Below are 16365 nucleotides of genomic sequence, written 5' to 3' on the forward strand. Positions count from 1 at the left end.
ACCTCGGGCTTGTCGTCGCCCGCGGGTGCCTTGGTCAGCTTCGCCTTGCCGGTGAAGGTGAACTTGGCGTCCTCGCCCTGGCCCTCGCCGTTCCAGCCCTCGACGTCGACCACGATGGTCTGGCCCGCGCCGATCTCGCCGAAGAGGATCTTCTCCGACAGCTGGTCCTCGATCTCGCGCTGGATCGTGCGACGCAGCGGACGCGCACCGAGGACCGGGTCGAAACCGCGCTTGGCGAGCAGGCTCTTGGCCTGGTCGGTCAGCTCGATCGCCATGTCCTTGTTCTTCAGCTGCTTGGCGACGCGGCCGATCATCAGGTCCACCATCATCACGATCTGATCGCTGGTGAGCTGGTGGAAGACGATCACGTCGTCGATGCGGTTGAGGAACTCGGGGCGGAAGTGCTTCTTCAGCTCGTCGTTGACCTTGAGCTTCATCCGCTCGTAGTTCGAACCCTCGGCGTTGGACTGGGTGAAGCCCAGACCGACGGCCTTGGAGATGTCGGAGGTGCCCAGGTTCGAGGTGAAGATCAGCACGGTGTTCTTGAAGTCGACCGTACGACCCTGACCGTCGGTGAGACGGCCGTCCTCGAGCACCTGCAGGAGGGTGTTGTAGATCTCCTGGTGCGCCTTCTCGATCTCGTCGAACAGCACCACCGAGAACGGCTTGCGGCGCACCTTCTCGGTGAGCTGGCCGCCCTCTTCGTAGCCCACGTACCCGGGAGGGGCACCGAAGAGCCGCGATGCGGTGAAGCGGTCGTGGAACTCGCCCATGTCGATCTGGATGAGCGCGTCGTCGTCACCGAACAGGAAGTTCGCCAGCGCCTTGGACAGCTCGGTCTTACCGACACCGGACGGACCGGCGAAGATGAACGAGCCGGACGGACGCTTCGGATCCTTCAGGCCGGCGCGAGTGCGGCGGATCGCCTTGGAGACGGCCTTGACGGCATCCTCCTGGCCGATGATCCGCTTGTGCAGCTCGTCCTCCATGCGGAGCAGACGGGTGGTCTCCTCCTCGGTGAGCTTGAAGACGGGGATACCGGTCCAGTTGGCCAGCACCTCCGCGATCTGCTCGTCGTCGACCTCGGCCACGACGTCCAGGTCACCGGAACGCCACTGCTTCTCCCGCTCGGCGCGCTTGGCGACGAGCTGCTTCTCCTTGTCCCGCAGGCGCGCGGCCTTCTCGAAGTCCTGCGCGTCGATCGCGCTTTCCTTCTCGCGGCGGGCGTCGGCGATCTTGTCGTCGAACTCGCGCAGGTCCGGCGGAGCGGTCATCCGGCGGATGCGCATGCGCGCGCCCGCCTCGTCGATGAGGTCGATCGCCTTGTCCGGCAGGAACCGGTCGTTGATGTAGCGATCGGCCAGCGTCGCGGCGGCGACCAGGGCACCGTCGGTGATGGACACCCGGTGGTGCGCCTCGTAGCGGTCGCGCAGACCCTTGAGGATGTTGATGGTGTGCTCGACGGTCGGCTCGCCGACCTGCACCGGCTGGAAGCGGCGTTCCAGGGCGGCGTCCTTCTCGATGTACTTGCGGTACTCGTCGAGGGTGGTCGCGCCGATGGTCTGCAGCTCGCCACGGGCCAGCTTCGGCTTCAGGATCGAGGCCGCGTCGATGGCGCCCTCGGCAGCACCCGCGCCGACGAGCGTGTGCAGCTCGTCGATGAACAGGATGATGTCGCCGCGGGTGTTGATCTCCTTGAGCACCTTCTTCAGGCGCTCTTCGAAGTCACCGCGGTAGCGGCTGCCCGCGACCAGGGAACCCAGGTCGAGGGTGTAGAGCTGCTTGTCCTTGAGGGTCTCGGGGACCTCGCCGTTGACGATGGCCTGCGCGAGGCCCTCGACGACGGCGGTCTTACCGACACCGGGCTCACCGATCAGGACCGGGTTGTTCTTGGTGCGGCGGCTCAGCACCTGCATCACGCGCTCGATTTCCTTCGAGCGGCCGATGACGGGGTCGAGCTTGCCCTCGAGCGCGGCCTGAGTGAGGTTGCGGCCGAACTGGTCGAGCACCAGCGAAGTGGACGGAGTGCCCGCCTCACCGCGCGAGCCGGAACCCTCGACGGGCTCCTTGCCCTGGTACCCGGACAGCAGCTGGATGACCTGCTGACGGACGCGGTTCAGGTCGGCACCGAGCTTGACCAGAACCTGGGCGGCGACGCCCTCGCCCTCACGGATGAGTCCGAGCAGGATGTGCTCGGTACCGATGTAGTTGTGGCCGAGCTGCAGCGCCTCGCGCAGGCTCAGCTCCAGCACCTTCTTGGCGCGCGGGGTGAAGGGGATGTGACCGGACGGCGCCTGCTGGCCCTGACCGATGATCTCCTCGACCTGGCTGCGCACACCCTCCAGCGAGATGCCAAGAGACTCCAGCGACTTCGCCGCCACGCCCTCGCCCTCGTGGATCAACCCAAGCAGGATGTGCTCGGTGCCGATGTAGTTGTGGTTGAGCATCCGGGCCTCTTCTTGGGCCAGGACAACGACACGCCTCGCGCGGTCGGTGAACCTCTCGAACATCGCTCCCTCACTCTCCTGCTCCGACATTCTGGCAACAGACGCCGCAGTGTGCTCGGTACAACCTAGGGCGTCGGACCGACAACTGTCGCCGTCAGCCTGCCATGAAGCCCGGGGGTTGCGGCCCCCGCCATCCACTCTAGTTGGCAGGGGGTCCCGCCGCCGCCGGTCCACCCTATTGATGACCGGCGGCAACATGGTCATTCACTCATAACGCGCACGTCGCGGCATTCGTTTCCGCTCGAGTTTTGCCTACAGCGAAATATGTCGAACCGATGACGGCACTACCCGGTGAACGGCGGCACAAACTCGCACGGAACAGGGGCCTGACGGGCCGGATCCAGGGCATTGAGGACGTGACCTGCGGCGCGCGGGCTGCCGGCGATGGCCATGTGCTCGGAGTAGTCCTGGGCGCAGCCGTCCTGGACCACATGGGAGGTGGCGTTGGGCGCGGGGACCAGGCCCGAGGTGTGCGGGACGATCAGTTCGTCGAGAGTGGTGACGATATTGGTGTAGCTGACCTGCGGGTCGTAGACGCCGTCGGCATTGAGCGCAGCCATGAACTCGTCGCCGGTGAGCATCTGCCCGCAGGCCTGGCACAGCGACGTCGCGACCGCGTCGAAGGCGGGACCCGCGCCGAGTGCCCGGCTGTAGGCGGCGATGTCGCCCGCACCCAGGGCGTTGGTGCCCAGCCACGGCGGTGCGATGGCAGCGAACTTGTCGACCCTGGCCGCGCCGCCGAGACGCTTGATGTAGTAGTTGCCGACGATGTTGCCCTGTGAATGCGCGACGAAGTCGACCCGCGCGGCGCCGGTGCGCGCGAGGACCCGATCGACGAAGACCGACACCTCGGCGGCACTCTGCTCGATGGGCCGCATCCCGCCGACCGCTGAGACCGGCCACGGCAGGCCGTAGGCGCCGTAGGTGAGGGAGTAGACGCAGTAGCCCTCGTTGGCCAGCAGCGGGGCGTACACGCCCCAGTTCGTCTGCGCGCCACCGCCGGTGCCGTGCAGCAGCACCACCGGGTTCGGATGCTCGGCCGAGGGGACACAGCCGGGATCGTTCGCACCGGGGAGCGACCCGCCGGGGTTGGCCAGCTCCGGTGCGATCCCGGCGAAGAAGTTGTAGTCGACCGGATACCCGGCGGCGGCGCCTGCGGTCGCCCAGGTCAGCAGGGCTGCCGCGGCCAGTACCAGCAACGATCTCGAACTACGTCGCATGAAACGACTCCTCACTAGAACGTGTTCCACTCATCATGGAACACGTTCCAGTGATCGCGTGGCCCTATTGGCAGATCGCCATCAGCGCCGGTACGGCGCCGCGGCGAACCCGCCCGCCATGGGCGCCGCCGCGGTCTGCGAAACCTGCTGTCCGGCAACCACACCCGCGGCGCTCGACTTGCCCTGCTGCACACCGGCGGCGAACAGCGCGCCGCACAGCACCAGGAACGCCGCCGTGTGCAGCACCGCCCGCAGGATGTTCCAGCGCACCCAGGCCGCCTCGTAGTCGGCGCGCACCGCCGCGGTGTCGATGATGGCCGCCGGGTCGCCCGCCGCCGCTAGTGCGTCGTTGAGCGGCACGTTCAGCGCCGCGGTGACACCGAAGGCGATCACGTTGAGCGCCACGGCGATTCCGAGCCAGACCAGCGTCGTGCGGTGCTCGGAACCCAGGCTCAGCACCGCCGCCAGCGCGGTGAACCCGACCGTGCCGAGGAAGCCGAGCATGAACCACGGGTTGATGATCACCACGTTGATCTTCTGCATGACATCGATCAACGTGCGATCCTCGGTTCGGGCCAGCGCCGGCATCACCGAGATCGCGTAGGCGTAGAACACGCCGGCGATCAGCCCGGTACTGAGCACGGCCATAACCATCGCGGCCATCCGAACTGCGAACATGAGATGTCTCCTGACTCGTCTTCCGGAGCTCGATCCCTGCGCTCCGGTGATACGACTCAGTCAACCGTGTAACGCGTGTCGCCGACATAGTTCAGACGCTCACGCACCTGCGCGAGCGTCGCCTACAGGTCGTGGTCGGAGATCATCCCGCTCTGCATGGCCAGCGCGGCCAGCCGGGTGCGCTTCTGGTTCTGCGGCAGGTTCTCCACCCCGAACTTCGCGAACAGGGCGCGCAGATGGGTCTTGATCGCGTCGATGGAGAGGAACAATTCCTCGGCGATCTGCTGATTGGAGGCGGGTGTGGCGAAGCCGGTGCCGTGCTTGTACGGGCGGCACAGCGCGATCAGCACCGCGCGCTGGGTCTCGGTGAGCGAGCGCATGGTGGGTATCGAGCCGGAGGCGGTATGCGTCGCGTCGTCGACAACGCCGCCGAAATCGAAGAAATGGACCAGCGTGGTGCCGACGCGGATACGGTCGCCTGGGCTGAGTCTGCGCCTGCCGATCAGCCGCTCGCCGTTGACGAAGGTACCGTTGCGGGAGAGGCCGTCGTCGACGATGGTCCAGTGCGCGCCGAGATGCTCGACCGCGGCGTGCAGCCGTGAGACCTCGGCGTCCCAGCCTAGGACGAGGTCGGCCTGCACATTGCGGCCGATAGTGAAACGCTGCTGCGTAGGCTCGAGCGGCAGCTCGTGCTGTCGCCCGGTGTCATCGGTATACCGAAGAAACGAACTCGCCATTCCGGTCACTGCGCTGTCCCGCCTCTCCGCGATTCAGGCCAGACTTGTGCGCGTGGCCTGAAACGTCGGCGGCCGGTGGTGGAGGGCGTGGCCAGTTCGCCCGTACCCGGTGAGTTACCCATGTACTCGCCAGATCAGGTCGAATGGCCGGCGTCTGCCGACATGAAAAACCTTGCGCACGAACATCAGTCTATCTCCCTGGGAGACAGCCGCCGCGTGTCCCGACCTGGGGGAACACCGGCAACGAGAAAGCGGCCCGGGATCGCGCGTCAGCAACCCCGGACCGCCGTCGAAAACTTCAGGCCTTGCCGACTTCCTTGTTGTACGCCTCGGTGATGTCGGCCGAGATGCGGCCGCGGGCGGAGACCTTGTGGCCCTTGCGGCGGGCCCATTCACGAATTGCGGCGCTCTGTTCCCGGTCCATGGAAACACGGCTCTTGCCCTGCGGCGCGGGGGCGCCTGCCGCCTTCACCCGGCGACGGCCACTCACGCGACGGGCGTTGGCGACCCACTCGTCCAAGCCTTCGCGCAGGCGCGCCGCGTTAGCCTCCGACAGGTCGATCTCGTACGACACGCCATCGATAGCGAACTCGATGGTTTCGTCCGCGATGGACTCACCGTCGACATCGTCGATCAGGCTAACGGTGACCTTCTTTGCCATGAGATGAACGTCCTCTCGAAATCGTCAAGCCTGCCTCCAGGCCGAATACCCGAGGCAAGAATACCTCGATTTACGAAAATTCCAACACGAGGCCTTCGCCCCGCAAATTGACTGGTCAGCGACTAGCCGGACGAACAATCGGGAACAGGATCGTTTCCCGGATTCCCAAACCGGTGAGTGCCATCAACAAGCGATCGATTCCCATACCGGTTCCGGTAGTCGGCGGCATGCCGTGTTCCATCGCGGCGAGGAAGTCTTCGTCGAGCACCATGGCCTCGTCGTCACCAGCGGCAGCCAGCCTCGCCTGATCGACGAACCGTTCGCGCTGGATCACCGGGTCGACCAACTCCGAATAGCCCGTTGCCAACTCGAAGCCGCGAACATACAGGTCCCACTTCTCCGTGACACCGGACTTGCTGCGATGCTGACGGGTCAACGGTGAGGTCTCGACCGGGAAGTCACGGACGAAAGTCGGTGCGTAGAGCTTGTCGCCATACGCATGTTCCCATAGTTCTTCGACAAGTTTGCCGTGTCCGTAGCCCTTGCCCGCGGGAATTTCCAGACCGACCCGATCGGCCAGCGCGAGCAATTCCTCGACACTGGTTTCCGGCGTCACCTCGACACCGATGGACTCCGACAGCGACGGATACATCTCGACCGTCGTCCACTCGCCGCCCAGATCATATTCCGTACCGTCGGCAAGCGTCACCAGCAGGGTGCCGAATGCCTCCTGCGCGACTTCCTGGATCAATTCCCGGGTCATCGTCGCCGAGTCGTCGTAGGTGCCGTAAGCCTCGTAGGTTTCCAGCATCGCGAACTCGGGCGAATGGGTCGAATCGGCGCCTTCGTTGCGGAAGTTCCGGTTGATCTCGAAGACCTTCTCCAGGCCACCGACCACGCAGCGCTTCAGGAACAGCTCCGGCGCGATACGCAGGAACAACTCCATGTCCAGGGCATTGGAACGGGTCACGAAGGGGCGCGCGGCGGCGCCGCCGTGGATGGTCTGCAGCATCGGGGTCTCGACCTCGAGGAAGCCGCGGCGCTCCAGCGCGGTGCGCAGCGCGCGGACCACGTTCACGCGGGTACGGGCCATTTCCCTGGCCTCGGGGCGCACGATCAGGTCGACATAGCGCTGCCGGACGCGCGACTCCTCGTTCATCTCCTTGTGCGCCACCGGCAGCGGCCGCAGCGACTTGGCCGCCATCGACCAGGAATCGGCCATAACGCTCAATTCACCGGTGCGCGAGGAGATGACCTCGCCGTGCACGTAGACGAAGTCGCCGAGGTCGACGTCGGACTTCCAGGCGGCCAGCGCGTCGGCGCCGACGCCGTTGAGGCTGATCATCGCCTGCAGCTTGGTGCCGTCGCCCTCCTGCAGCGTGGCGAAACACAGCTTGCCGGTATTACGGACGAAAATGACGCGGCCCGCGATGCCTGCCTGCAGACCGGTCTGGGTGTCGGGCTCCAGATCCGGGTAGGCGGCCCGGATTTCGGCCAGCGTGTGGGTGCGCGGCACCACCACCGGGTAGGCCTCACCACCCTCGGCGAGCAGCCGCTCCCGCTTGTCCCGGCGAATCCGCATCTGCTCGGGGACATCACTGTCCACGGCGGAACTGACGGCGCGGCCGGTTGCGGCGGGGTTAGGGGTGCTCACATCCGACAACAGTAGCGTGCGCCGAAAATGTATAAGCGACCTGGGCACAGACGACTAGACGGAAACCGGACATCGCACCGGCCATTCCTCGGCCGAATGCAATCCACGTCACACCATCGAAACAATCCTCCGCCACTGGAGGCTCCGAATCCGCACGCAGACAACCCAACTCACCCCCCACCCGCCACCCCGAAGAGCGGTGGCCGGGATGCCGGTCAAGGCGCCCGGTCGGCGGCCAAGGCGCTGCTACAGCGAGGCCAGCGCATTCACCTCACGAGCAAAGTGCGGCGCTCCGACCGCAACGGTCAACAGCCCCGCGGACTTCAGCGCCTGATACCCACCGATCAGGTCGGTCGCCCGATGCAAACCGAGCTGCTGCAACGAGGCGGCGGCCAAACTCGAGGTGTAGCCCTCCGAGCAGAAGATGATCCATTCCACGTCGTGGTCGGCGGCCAGCGACAAACGGGCCGACGACGTCGGATCGAGGCGCCATTCCAGGACATTGCGTTCGATGACCAGCGCGCCGGGCAGTGAACCCTCACGAACGCGCTGCGCCGCCGGGCGGATGTCGACCAGAATCGCGCCCCTGGCCAATGCCGATGGCAGGTCGTAGACGTAGAGCCTGCGTAGGTCGGCGCGGGCGTTCTCGAGCATCTGATCAATCGTCAAACGACTCATCACAGGTCACCTTCGGGCTGGTCCGTGAGGACGGTTTTGGTTCGCCGCAAGGTGCCGTGACCGGTCACCTCGTAATAGGACATCGCCGACAACGGCGGGGAATAGGCGTGCACGCTCAGCGTGGGATCGAGCGGACCGACGGATTCGGCGGCGGCGGGCGCGCGCACCACGTCGTGGACCCAGCCGATCGGGAACGAGGCCTGATCGCCCGCGGCGAGCGTGCGCCTGCGTAACTCCGAGCCATTCCAGCGGAATTCCGAGAGCGCCCCGCTGAGCACGGTGAGGGCGCCGAGGGAACCGGCGTGATCGTGCAATTCGGTGGATTTTCCTGGCGTCCAGCTGATCAGCCAGACATCGACCTCGTCGTCGGCGATCAGCCGGGTGGCCCAGCGTTCTTCCGCCGGCCAGACGCCGTCGGCGGGCAGCAGGTGGTCATAGCGGCCCGCGAGGACGTCCTCGGCGCCTTCGTCGGTGAGTCGCAGCAGGTCAGCGGGCCGCAATCGGGTCGGCAATGCCGAAGCCACCGCCCGGTCGAGCGGGGGTGTCGCCGAATAGCCGTCGCGCGCGGACGAAAGGGAAAGGACAGAAGAACGCATGAGCGAATCTCCAGGAGGTGTGAATCGGTCGAGGGAAAAACGTCAGCCTCGAACGGTCGAGGCAGGTCAGCCTCGACAACACTCCTGGGTGCTCACACGGAAGGACACGAGCGTGAGTTTAGCAGTTGACGCGCGCTACGGGGAAAATGACCTGCACCACAGTCACTTCTTGTTGCGTTCGTAGACGTGGCGCAGGCCGGTCAGCGTCAGGTGCGGCTCGTGCTGATCGATCGTCTCCGATTCCGGGACGATCAGCGGCGCGCCGGCGCCCGTGGCGACGACGGTGACATCGGTGCCGGAGAACGCGTCGAACTCGTCGCGAATCCGGTCGATCAGGCCGTCGACCAGGCCCGCGAAACCGAACACGGCGCCGGACTGCATGCACTCCATGCTGTTCTTGCCCAGCACCGAGCGCGGGCGGGTGAGTTCGACACGGCGCAGCGCGCTGCGTTCGACCAGCGCCTCGGTGGAGATCTCCACGCCGGGCGCGATCACGCCGCCGAGGAACTCGCCCTTGGCCGAAACCAGGTCGACGCAGATCGCGGTGCCGAAATCGACAACGATCGCGGGCCCGCCGAAGTGGCGGAACGCGGCAAGGCAGTTGACGATGCGGTCGGCGCCGACTTCCTTCGGGTTGTCCACCAGCAGCGGGATACCGGTCCGCACACCGGGCTCCACCAGCACGTGCGGCACGTGCGCCCAGTAGCGCGCGAGCATCGTGCGCAGCTCGCGCAGCACCGGTGGCACCGTCGACAGCGCCGAGACGCCGACCACCTGGTCGATCTCGTCGCCGACGAGGCCACGCACCTGCATGGCGAACTCGTCGGCGGTGAGCAGCGGGTTGGTGTGGATTCGCCAGTGCCGCGCCAGTTTCGCGTGCTCGCCGCTGCCGGAGAACAGGCCGAGTTCGATTCCGGTGTTGCGGACGTCGATTGTCAGCAGCATCGCAGTCCCCCCGCCGCGCTCAGGCGAACGACAGGGAGCGCGGGGAGGTCAGGCCGGAACCCTCGGGCGCGTGCGCCGGGTCCGAACCGAGCTCGACGGGGCGGTTGCGGTCGTCGACGAAGACCACCTTGGGGTCGTAGTCGCGCAGTTCCTGCTCGTCCATCTGGCCGTAGGCGATGAGGATGACCAGGTCACCGGGGTGCACGAGATGGGCTGCGGCGCCGTTGATCCCGATCACGCCCGAACCGCGCTCGCCCGCGATCACGTAGGTCTCGAGGCGGGCGCCGTTGTCGATGTCGACGATGCAGACCTGCTCGCCCTCGAGCAGATCGGCGGCGTCGAGCAGATCCTGGTCTACGGTCACCGAACCCACATAGTGCAGGTCGGCATGGGTCACCGTGGCACGGTGGATCTTCGACTTCATCATGGTGCGCAACATCGTCGTCGCCTTTCTCAGTGCGCCTGCGAGGCAGGCAGGGAGTTCGCGTCGGGGTGCCCGTCGAGCTGGGCGCCGAGGACAATCGGGGCATTGTCGATCAGGCGGGTCCCGCCGACCTTGGCCGCGACGAGGAGCCGGGCATTGCCCGCGGTGGGCGCGGGGCCCAGGTTGCTGTCACGCAGTTCGAGGTAGTCGACCTCGATGCCGTCGACCGCGTCGAGCACGCCGCGCGCCGCCCGCACGACCGCCTCGGGGCCGAGACCGGCGGCGTGCCTGCCCGCGGCCAGCGCGGCCGAGAGGCCGAGCGCCGATTCCCGCTGGGCGGCGTCGAGGTAGCGGTTGCGCGAGGACAGGGCGAGACCGTCGGGCTCGCGGACCGTCGGGTAGGCGACGATCTTGACGTCCATGTTCAGGTCGCGGACCATCTGCCGGATCAGCGTGAGCTGCTGGTAGTCCTTCTCACCGAAGTACGCCTCGGAGGCGTGCGCGATATTGAGCAGCTTCGCGACGACGGTGAGCATGCCCGCGAAATGCGTCGGCCTGCTTCCGCCCTCTAGCTCGGCACCGAGCGGGCCCGGCAGCACGGTGGTGCGCGGGCCGTCGGGGTACATGTCGGAGACGGTCGGCGCGAACACCAGGTCGACGCCCTCGTGCCGGAGCAGTTCGAGATCGGCGTCGAGGGTGCGCGGGTAGGCGCCGAGATCCTCGTTGGCGCCGAACTGCAGCGGGTTGACGAAGATCGAGACGACCACGACCTGGTTGGTGAGCCTGGCCTGGCGGATCAGCTGCAGATGGCCCTCGTGCAACGCGCCCATCGTCGGCACGAAACCGACCGTGCGACCGGCGCCGCGCAGCGCCTTGGTCACCGTGTCGAGCACCTCGGGGTCGTGATGGACGGTCAGCACGCCGGGCTTGTACGCGCCGGTCGCCCGCGGGCCGCCCTGGTGGTGGTGCACTTCTCTGGGTTCCATCAGTGGCCTTCCTTGGCGAGCAGGTCCAGCAGGGCCGGATTGGTCTTGGCGAGTTCGGCGGTGCGCAGCGACATCGCGCGATAGGCCGCGGCCAGGCGCTCGTCCAGCGACTCCAGTGCGGTCAGGTGCGCGGCGACCGCGGCGACGTCACCGCGGGCGACCGGGCCGGTCAACGCGGCGCCGCCGCGGCGCAGCGCGTTGTCGAGCGCGGCCGAGACGAGCGGGGCGAGCAGACGTTCCGGCAGGCCGTTGGGCTGGTCGTCGACCACGGGCTGACCGAGCAGGCCGGGACCCGCCATGGCGGCACGCAGCGCGGCGACCGCGTCGACGATGATCGTGACCAGGTGATTCGCGCCGTGGGCCAGAGCCGCGTGATACAGCGTGCGCTGATCCTCGGACACCTTGACCGGTTCACCACCCATCTCGATGACCAGCGCCTGGCCGATCGCGTAACCGACCTCGTCGGCGGCGGTGATGCCGAAGCAGGCGTTGGCGAGACGGTCGATGTCCTCGTCGTGACCGGTGAAGGTCATCGCGGGGTGGATGGCGAGGCCGAGCGCGCCCTGCTCGGTCAGCGGCGCGAGCACGCCGACGCCGTTCGCGCCCGCGGTGTGCACCACGATCGTGCTGGGGCGGACGACTTTCGCGCTCGCCAGACCACGGACCAGGCCAGCCAGCTCGGCATCGGGGACCGCGAGCAGCAACAACTCACTGCGCTGGGCGATCTGCTCGACCGGCAGGATCTGGGAATCGGGCAGCCGCGTCTGCGCCCGGTGCACCGAGGCATCGGAGATCGCGGCGACACCGAACACCACGTGACCGGCTCGCTCGAGCGCGACACCCAGAGCCGAACCCACCCGTCCCGCCGAGACGATTCCCACCGTCAGTCGTGCGGGCGCAGGGTCGACACCCACGTTCGCGCCATCGGAATTGACACTTCTCGAGGTCAACATTGTCCTCTCGATTTGCGTTCCAGTCCCGCAATGCGGGTACCGGACGTTACGGATCGAGGATATCGGGCGGTGCCCACGCGACGCCACGGACCCATCACGTGATCTAGCTCTCTGAACCGCCTCCCCGCGACTCTTGGCCAGACTCGGGCGTTGGCTCAGTGACGTCGGCGGCCTGTGGTCGTGGCGCGGGTTGCGGTTGCCCGTACCCGGCGAGTTACCCATGTGCATTGCGAAATCAGTGATCGCCGGTCTGATCCAAGGATCGGCTGACTTTCACTATCGGGAGGTGGACTCCGATTCGAGGTTGGCCATGATGTCGGCCACGGATAGGCGTGGGGCGCCCTCTTCTTCGGCGCGGCGACGGCGGCGGGAGCTGGTGCCGACGGTCGGGCCGGTGGTCGGCTCGGCCGAGGTGGTGGTGCCGGTGGGCGCGGGTTCCGGGGTGCCGTTCTGGGCAGGCGCGCCGTTGGTGGCGGGGGTGACCGTCTCGCCCAGGTCGTCGATCTTCCTGGTGTTCGGGGACGACAGGCGCGGCGGCGGGGTCTTGCCGTTGGCCGGGGCCGGGGCAGGCTCGGCGGGTTGCGCGGCGGCGGCTTCGGCCTGCTGGGCTTCGGCGTAGTCGTCGAGCTGGACCGCGGAGGTCTCGGCGGTGACCGGGTCGTCGTAGGGGTCGGCGAAATTGGCCGAAACCGGTTGCATGAAGACCGGTTTCAGCGCGCTGGGGGGTTGCTGCCACGGGCCGAACCAGGCGGCGTTGGCATCCACCGGGCTATCGGCGAAATCGTGGTCGGCGTCGTCGAAGGCGTCGAAGCCCGCGGCGGGCAGGGCGTCGATGCGGACCGCGTCGGCTTGCAGGGCCAGTTGCTCGTCGGGGAGCGCGCCGTCGAACAGGACCTGCAGGTTCTGGCGCAGCAGGGCGAGTTCGGCGCGCAGGGCGGCGATCTCGGAGGTGTCGGCGCCGACTTCGGCGCGCACCCGCGCCTCGATGCCCATCTCGTACTCGCGGCGCGCGTTGATCTCACGTTCGAGCTGCAACTCGTACACCGTCTGGAGATCGCGCACCTTGGCCTTGTCGACCGCGGAGTCCTTGCGATACCGGGTGGCCGCGAGGGCGCCGATCACGGCCGCCCACAGGGCCGCTACCAGGCCTACTCGTACATATTGGACGTTCTCGCTGAAGATCAGGAAAACACTTGCCGTCAGACCGAGCAGGATGAGCACGCCGATGAAGAGCTTTCCCGCGTCGTCCCGCCGTCGACGGGGCGGAGTGCTACGGGAGGGTGAAACCATGTGGGCCAGGGTAGCCGGAATATGCTGGTCGGCCCACCAAACTGCGCGGTGATTCCATTCGCAAATTGCTAGGTGGTAGCGGGTTCGTCCGGCGGTTCCTCCGGCGCCCGGCAGCAGTACTCCAGCCACAAAGCCGCAGCAACCAGGGCGGAACCAGCCAGCACACCGACCACCGCGCCCGGCGAATCCGCCGCGGCCGCCGTCACGGTGCCGCGCTGTGGGAATACCCACAGCAGGAATCCCAGCCACACACCCGCCGCCAGCGAACCGACCTGCAGCGAGGCCTTCGCCAGGGCGACCGCGCGCGCCACATTGATCGGATGCAGTTCGTCGGTCCCGTCGCCGATCTTCTCGTCGGCGATCTTGGCCTTGATGACGTAGCCGAGCGCCGCCTCGATCGCGGCGACCGGCAGCAGCGAGGCGCCCGCCGCCACCGAGATCGACGGGAAGGTCGAATACGCGAAGCGGGTGGCGACCCAGGCGATCGCCGCGGCGACAACCACGTTCAGCGCGAGATCGAGCACCCGGGTCGGTTTCAGCACGGGCGCGCGCTCTCGTCCCGCAACACGAGGTCGGTGCGCACCACGCCGGCACGCTCGGCCGGATCGAGGCCGGCGAGCAACTCGGCGATCGGTACGTCGGCGCCGTCGACCCGCAGTCGCGCCGACGGGTCGACGTCGAGCCACGGGACCAGGACGAAGGCCCGGTTGTATGCCTGGGGATGGGGCAGGATCAGGGCGGGATCGGCGTCGCGGGCGATGGCGGCGCCGGTGGCGTCGGTGCACGTCACCACGTCGACGTCGAGTGTGCGCGCACCCCACCGCACCTCGCGGACCCGGCCCGCCGCCTGCTCGAGCTCCTGGCCGAAGCGCAGCCAGGCGTAGTCGTCGAAGGCCGGATCCTCGGCCACGACAACGGCATTGAGGTAGTCGTCCTGGTCGACGCCGCCCCACGGGGCGGTCGTGTAGACCGGCGAGACCGCGAGCACCCGCTCCCCCAGCGCGTCGACGACACCGCGCAGATGCGCGAGCCGGTCGCCCAGGTTCGAGCCGATCGACAGGACGGCGCGCGTCATCGGCGCGGCCCCGGTTCCGCCGTGCGGAAGCGGGTTGCCACCACGCGGACGTCGGCGAAGGTGTGCGGGATCGGCGCCGACGGCTTGTGCACGACCGCCTCGACCGCTTCGACCCGCGGGTCGGTCATCACGTCGTCGGCGATCTCGGAGACCACCGTCTCGATCAGATCGCGCGGCGGACCGGCCACGATGCGCACCGCGCGCTCGGCGAGCGCACCGTAGTCGACGGTGTCGGCCAGGTCGTCGGAGGCGGCGGCCGCCGCGAAATCGACCCATACCGTCAGGTCGACGACGAACTCCTGACCGTCGCGGCGCTCGAAGTCGAACACGCCGTGTCTGCCGAACACGCGCAGCCCGCGCAGTTCGATCCGGGAGGTCGCGGGCCTGCCCGCGGGCGGGGGCAGCAACGGTGAGCTCATCGGGTGACTCCTCGGGCGGCGGTGGCTCGGCGCCACGCGTCGACAACGGCGATCGCGTCCAGGGAGGCACGCACGTCGTGCACCCGGACACCCCACGCGCCTTGGCTGGCGGCGATCGCCGAGACCGCGGCGGTGGCGGTCTCCCTGCCGTCCGGCGGACGCGGGCCGGACTCGTCGGCCAGCAGTGCGCCGAGGAAACGTTTACGGGACGCGCCGATCAGGATCGGCAGGCCGCCCGCGACCAGTTCCGGCAGCGCGCCGAGCAGTTCCCAGTTGTGCTCGGCGTTCTTGGCGAAGCCGAGGCCGGGATCGAGGATCAGCCGGTCCGGGTCGACACCGGCGGCGACGGCCAGGTCGACCTGCGCGGCGAGTTCGGCGCGCACCTCGGCGACGACGTCGTCGTAGTGGTCGGCCGGGCCGGTGTGCCGGTAGTCGGCGCCTGCCCGCCAGTGCATGAGGATCCACGGCACGCCGGACTCGGCGACGAGCTTCACCATGTTCGGGTCGGCGCGGCCACCGGAGACGTCGTTGATCACCGAGACCCCGGCGGTCAGCGCCGCCTCGGCGACCTCGGCGCGCATGGTGTCGACACTGGTCGGCACACCGGCGGCGACCAGTCCGCGGATCACCGGAGCGACCCGGGCCGCCTCGGTGGCAGGATCGACCCGGTCGGCGCCCGGCCTGGTCGACTCACCGCCGACATCGACGATGTCGGCGCCCGCCGAATAGAGCGCGATACCGTGCGCGATGGCGAGATCGGGATCGAGATAGCGACCACCGTCGGAGAACGAATCCCCGGTCACGTTCACCACACCCATGACCACACACGAGCGGCCATTGCGCGTGGTCACGAGGGGCTCGCTCATTTGCGCAGGATCAGGTCCAGCGCCTCGGCTCGCGAGGCGGCATTGGTCTGCAACAGGCCGCGCACCGCCGAGGTGGTGGTGCTCGCGCCGGGCTTGCGGATGCCGCGCATCGCCATGCACAGATGCTCGGCCTCGATCACCACGATCGCGCCGCGCGGCTCCAGCCTGCGCATCACCGCGTCGGCGATCTGGCTGGTCAGACGCTCCTGCACCTGGGGGCGCTTGGCGTAGAGGTCGACGACGCGGGCCAGCTTGGACAGACCGGTCACCCGGCCGTGCGTGCCGGGGATGTACCCGACGTGTGCGACGCCGTGGAACGACACCAGGTGGTGCTCGCAGGTGGAGTACATCGGGATGTCGCGGACCAGCACGAGTTCCTGATGACCCTCGTCGAAGGTCGTCGCCAGCACCTCGTCGGGCTCGGTGTAGAGCCCGGCGAACATCTCCCGGTACGCGCGGGCCACCCGGGCGGGGGTGTCCTGCAGACCGGGACGGTCGGGGTCCTCGCCGACCGCGAGCAGCAGTTCCCTGATCGCGCGCTCGGCTCGGTCCTGGTCGAACGGGCGACCGGTCGCCAGCGCCGTCAGGTCCTTCGGGCTCGTCGAGCCGAGCTCGCCGTCGGCGATCGACCCGTTCCCTACTGGTTCAGCGACCTTCTTGTTGGCCGACAACTTCT

18 protein-coding genes are annotated in these 16365 nt (G+C 67.8%); all 18 read right to left on the bottom strand.

The features are described 5' to 3' along the window. Window positions 1-2510, bottom strand: a 2510-nt coding sequence (locus ACFWF2_RS21595; protein WP_379309230.1) for an ATP-dependent Clp protease ATP-binding subunit, incomplete at its 3' end; no start/stop codon positions are given. 281 nt (window positions 2511-2791) lie between these two features. Next, window positions 2792-3727, bottom strand: coding sequence for an esterase/lipase family protein (locus tag ACFWF2_RS21600; protein ID WP_379309231.1), 936 nt, complete (start codon window positions 3725-3727; stop codon window positions 2792-2794). An 81-nt stretch (window positions 3728-3808) separates the two neighbouring features. Next, window positions 3809-4405 (bottom strand): DUF1772 domain-containing protein, encoded by a 597-nt coding sequence (locus tag ACFWF2_RS21605; protein ID WP_379309232.1) that lies wholly within the window; start codon window positions 4403-4405, stop codon window positions 3809-3811. 122 nt (window positions 4406-4527) lie between these two features. After that, on the bottom strand, window positions 4528-5142 hold the full coding sequence (locus tag ACFWF2_RS21610) for an FHA domain-containing protein (RefSeq protein ID WP_379086881.1): 615 nt from the start codon (window positions 5140-5142) through the stop codon (window positions 4528-4530). A gap of 298 nt (window positions 5143-5440) precedes the next feature. After that, window positions 5441-5803, bottom strand: coding sequence for an Lsr2 family protein (locus tag ACFWF2_RS21615; protein ID WP_019044650.1), 363 nt, complete (start codon window positions 5801-5803; stop codon window positions 5441-5443). 115 nt (window positions 5804-5918) lie between these two features. Continuing rightward, window positions 5919-7385: a lysine--tRNA ligase gene (gene lysS / locus ACFWF2_RS21620; protein ID WP_379309260.1), complete on the bottom strand. Its 1467-nt coding sequence runs from the start codon at window positions 7383-7385 to the stop codon at window positions 5919-5921. A 318-nt stretch (window positions 7386-7703) separates the two neighbouring features. After that, window positions 7704-8126, bottom strand: a complete 423-nt coding sequence (locus ACFWF2_RS21625) for a rhodanese-like domain-containing protein (RefSeq protein ID WP_189031176.1) — start codon at window positions 8124-8126, stop codon at window positions 7704-7706. 8 nt (window positions 8127-8134) lie between these two features. Continuing rightward, entirely contained in the window at window positions 8135-8731 is a 597-nt protein-coding gene (locus tag ACFWF2_RS21630) for a cysteine dioxygenase (RefSeq protein ID WP_379309233.1), read from the bottom strand. 162 nt (window positions 8732-8893) lie between these two features. Beyond that, window positions 8894-9676: a type III pantothenate kinase gene (locus tag ACFWF2_RS21635; protein ID WP_379309234.1), complete on the bottom strand. Its 783-nt coding sequence runs from the start codon at window positions 9674-9676 to the stop codon at window positions 8894-8896. A 19-nt stretch (window positions 9677-9695) separates the two neighbouring features. Continuing rightward, the gene (gene panD, locus ACFWF2_RS21640; RefSeq protein WP_110041391.1) at window positions 9696-10115 is read right to left on the bottom strand and encodes an aspartate 1-decarboxylase; all 420 of its coding nucleotides are present in this window, start codon (window positions 10113-10115) and stop codon (window positions 9696-9698) included. A 14-nt stretch (window positions 10116-10129) separates the two neighbouring features. Next, window positions 10130-11086: a pantoate--beta-alanine ligase gene (panC, locus tag ACFWF2_RS21645; RefSeq protein ID WP_379309235.1), complete on the bottom strand. Its 957-nt coding sequence runs from the start codon at window positions 11084-11086 to the stop codon at window positions 10130-10132. After that, window positions 11086-12000: a Rossmann-like and DUF2520 domain-containing protein gene (locus ACFWF2_RS21650; protein WP_379309236.1), complete on the bottom strand. Its 915-nt coding sequence runs from the start codon at window positions 11998-12000 to the stop codon at window positions 11086-11088. The genes panC and ACFWF2_RS21650 overlap by 1 nt, the downstream gene beginning before the upstream one ends. A gap of 315 nt (window positions 12001-12315) precedes the next feature. Next, entirely contained in the window at window positions 12316-13329 is a 1014-nt protein-coding gene (locus ACFWF2_RS21655; protein WP_379309237.1) for a DUF6779 domain-containing protein, read from the bottom strand. Window positions 13330-13397: 68 nt separating this feature from the next. Further along, window positions 13398-13871: a DUF3180 domain-containing protein gene (locus tag ACFWF2_RS21660; protein ID WP_379309238.1), complete on the bottom strand. Its 474-nt coding sequence runs from the start codon at window positions 13869-13871 to the stop codon at window positions 13398-13400. Continuing rightward, the gene (gene folK / locus ACFWF2_RS21665; protein WP_379309240.1) at window positions 13865-14404 is read right to left on the bottom strand and encodes a 2-amino-4-hydroxy-6-hydroxymethyldihydropteridine diphosphokinase; all 540 of its coding nucleotides are present in this window, start codon (window positions 14402-14404) and stop codon (window positions 13865-13867) included. The genes ACFWF2_RS21660 and folK overlap by 7 nt, the downstream gene beginning before the upstream one ends. Further along, window positions 14401-14823, bottom strand: coding sequence for a dihydroneopterin aldolase (gene folB / locus ACFWF2_RS21670; protein WP_379309241.1), 423 nt, complete (start codon window positions 14821-14823; stop codon window positions 14401-14403). The genes folK and folB overlap by 4 nt, the downstream gene beginning before the upstream one ends. Beyond that, window positions 14820-15689: a dihydropteroate synthase gene (gene folP, locus ACFWF2_RS21675; RefSeq protein WP_379309242.1), complete on the bottom strand. Its 870-nt coding sequence runs from the start codon at window positions 15687-15689 to the stop codon at window positions 14820-14822. Before folP ends, folB begins: the two co-directional genes overlap by 4 nt. After that, window positions 15686-16315 (bottom strand): GTP cyclohydrolase I FolE, encoded by a 630-nt coding sequence (folE, locus tag ACFWF2_RS21680; RefSeq protein ID WP_379037598.1) that lies wholly within the window; start codon window positions 16313-16315, stop codon window positions 15686-15688. The genes folP and folE overlap by 4 nt, the downstream gene beginning before the upstream one ends. Window positions 16316-16365 lie beyond the last annotated feature (50 nt).

The organism is Nocardia sp. NPDC060259 (genome assembly GCF_042728775.1).
Taxonomy (GTDB): domain Bacteria; phylum Actinomycetota; class Actinomycetes; order Mycobacteriales; family Mycobacteriaceae; genus Nocardia.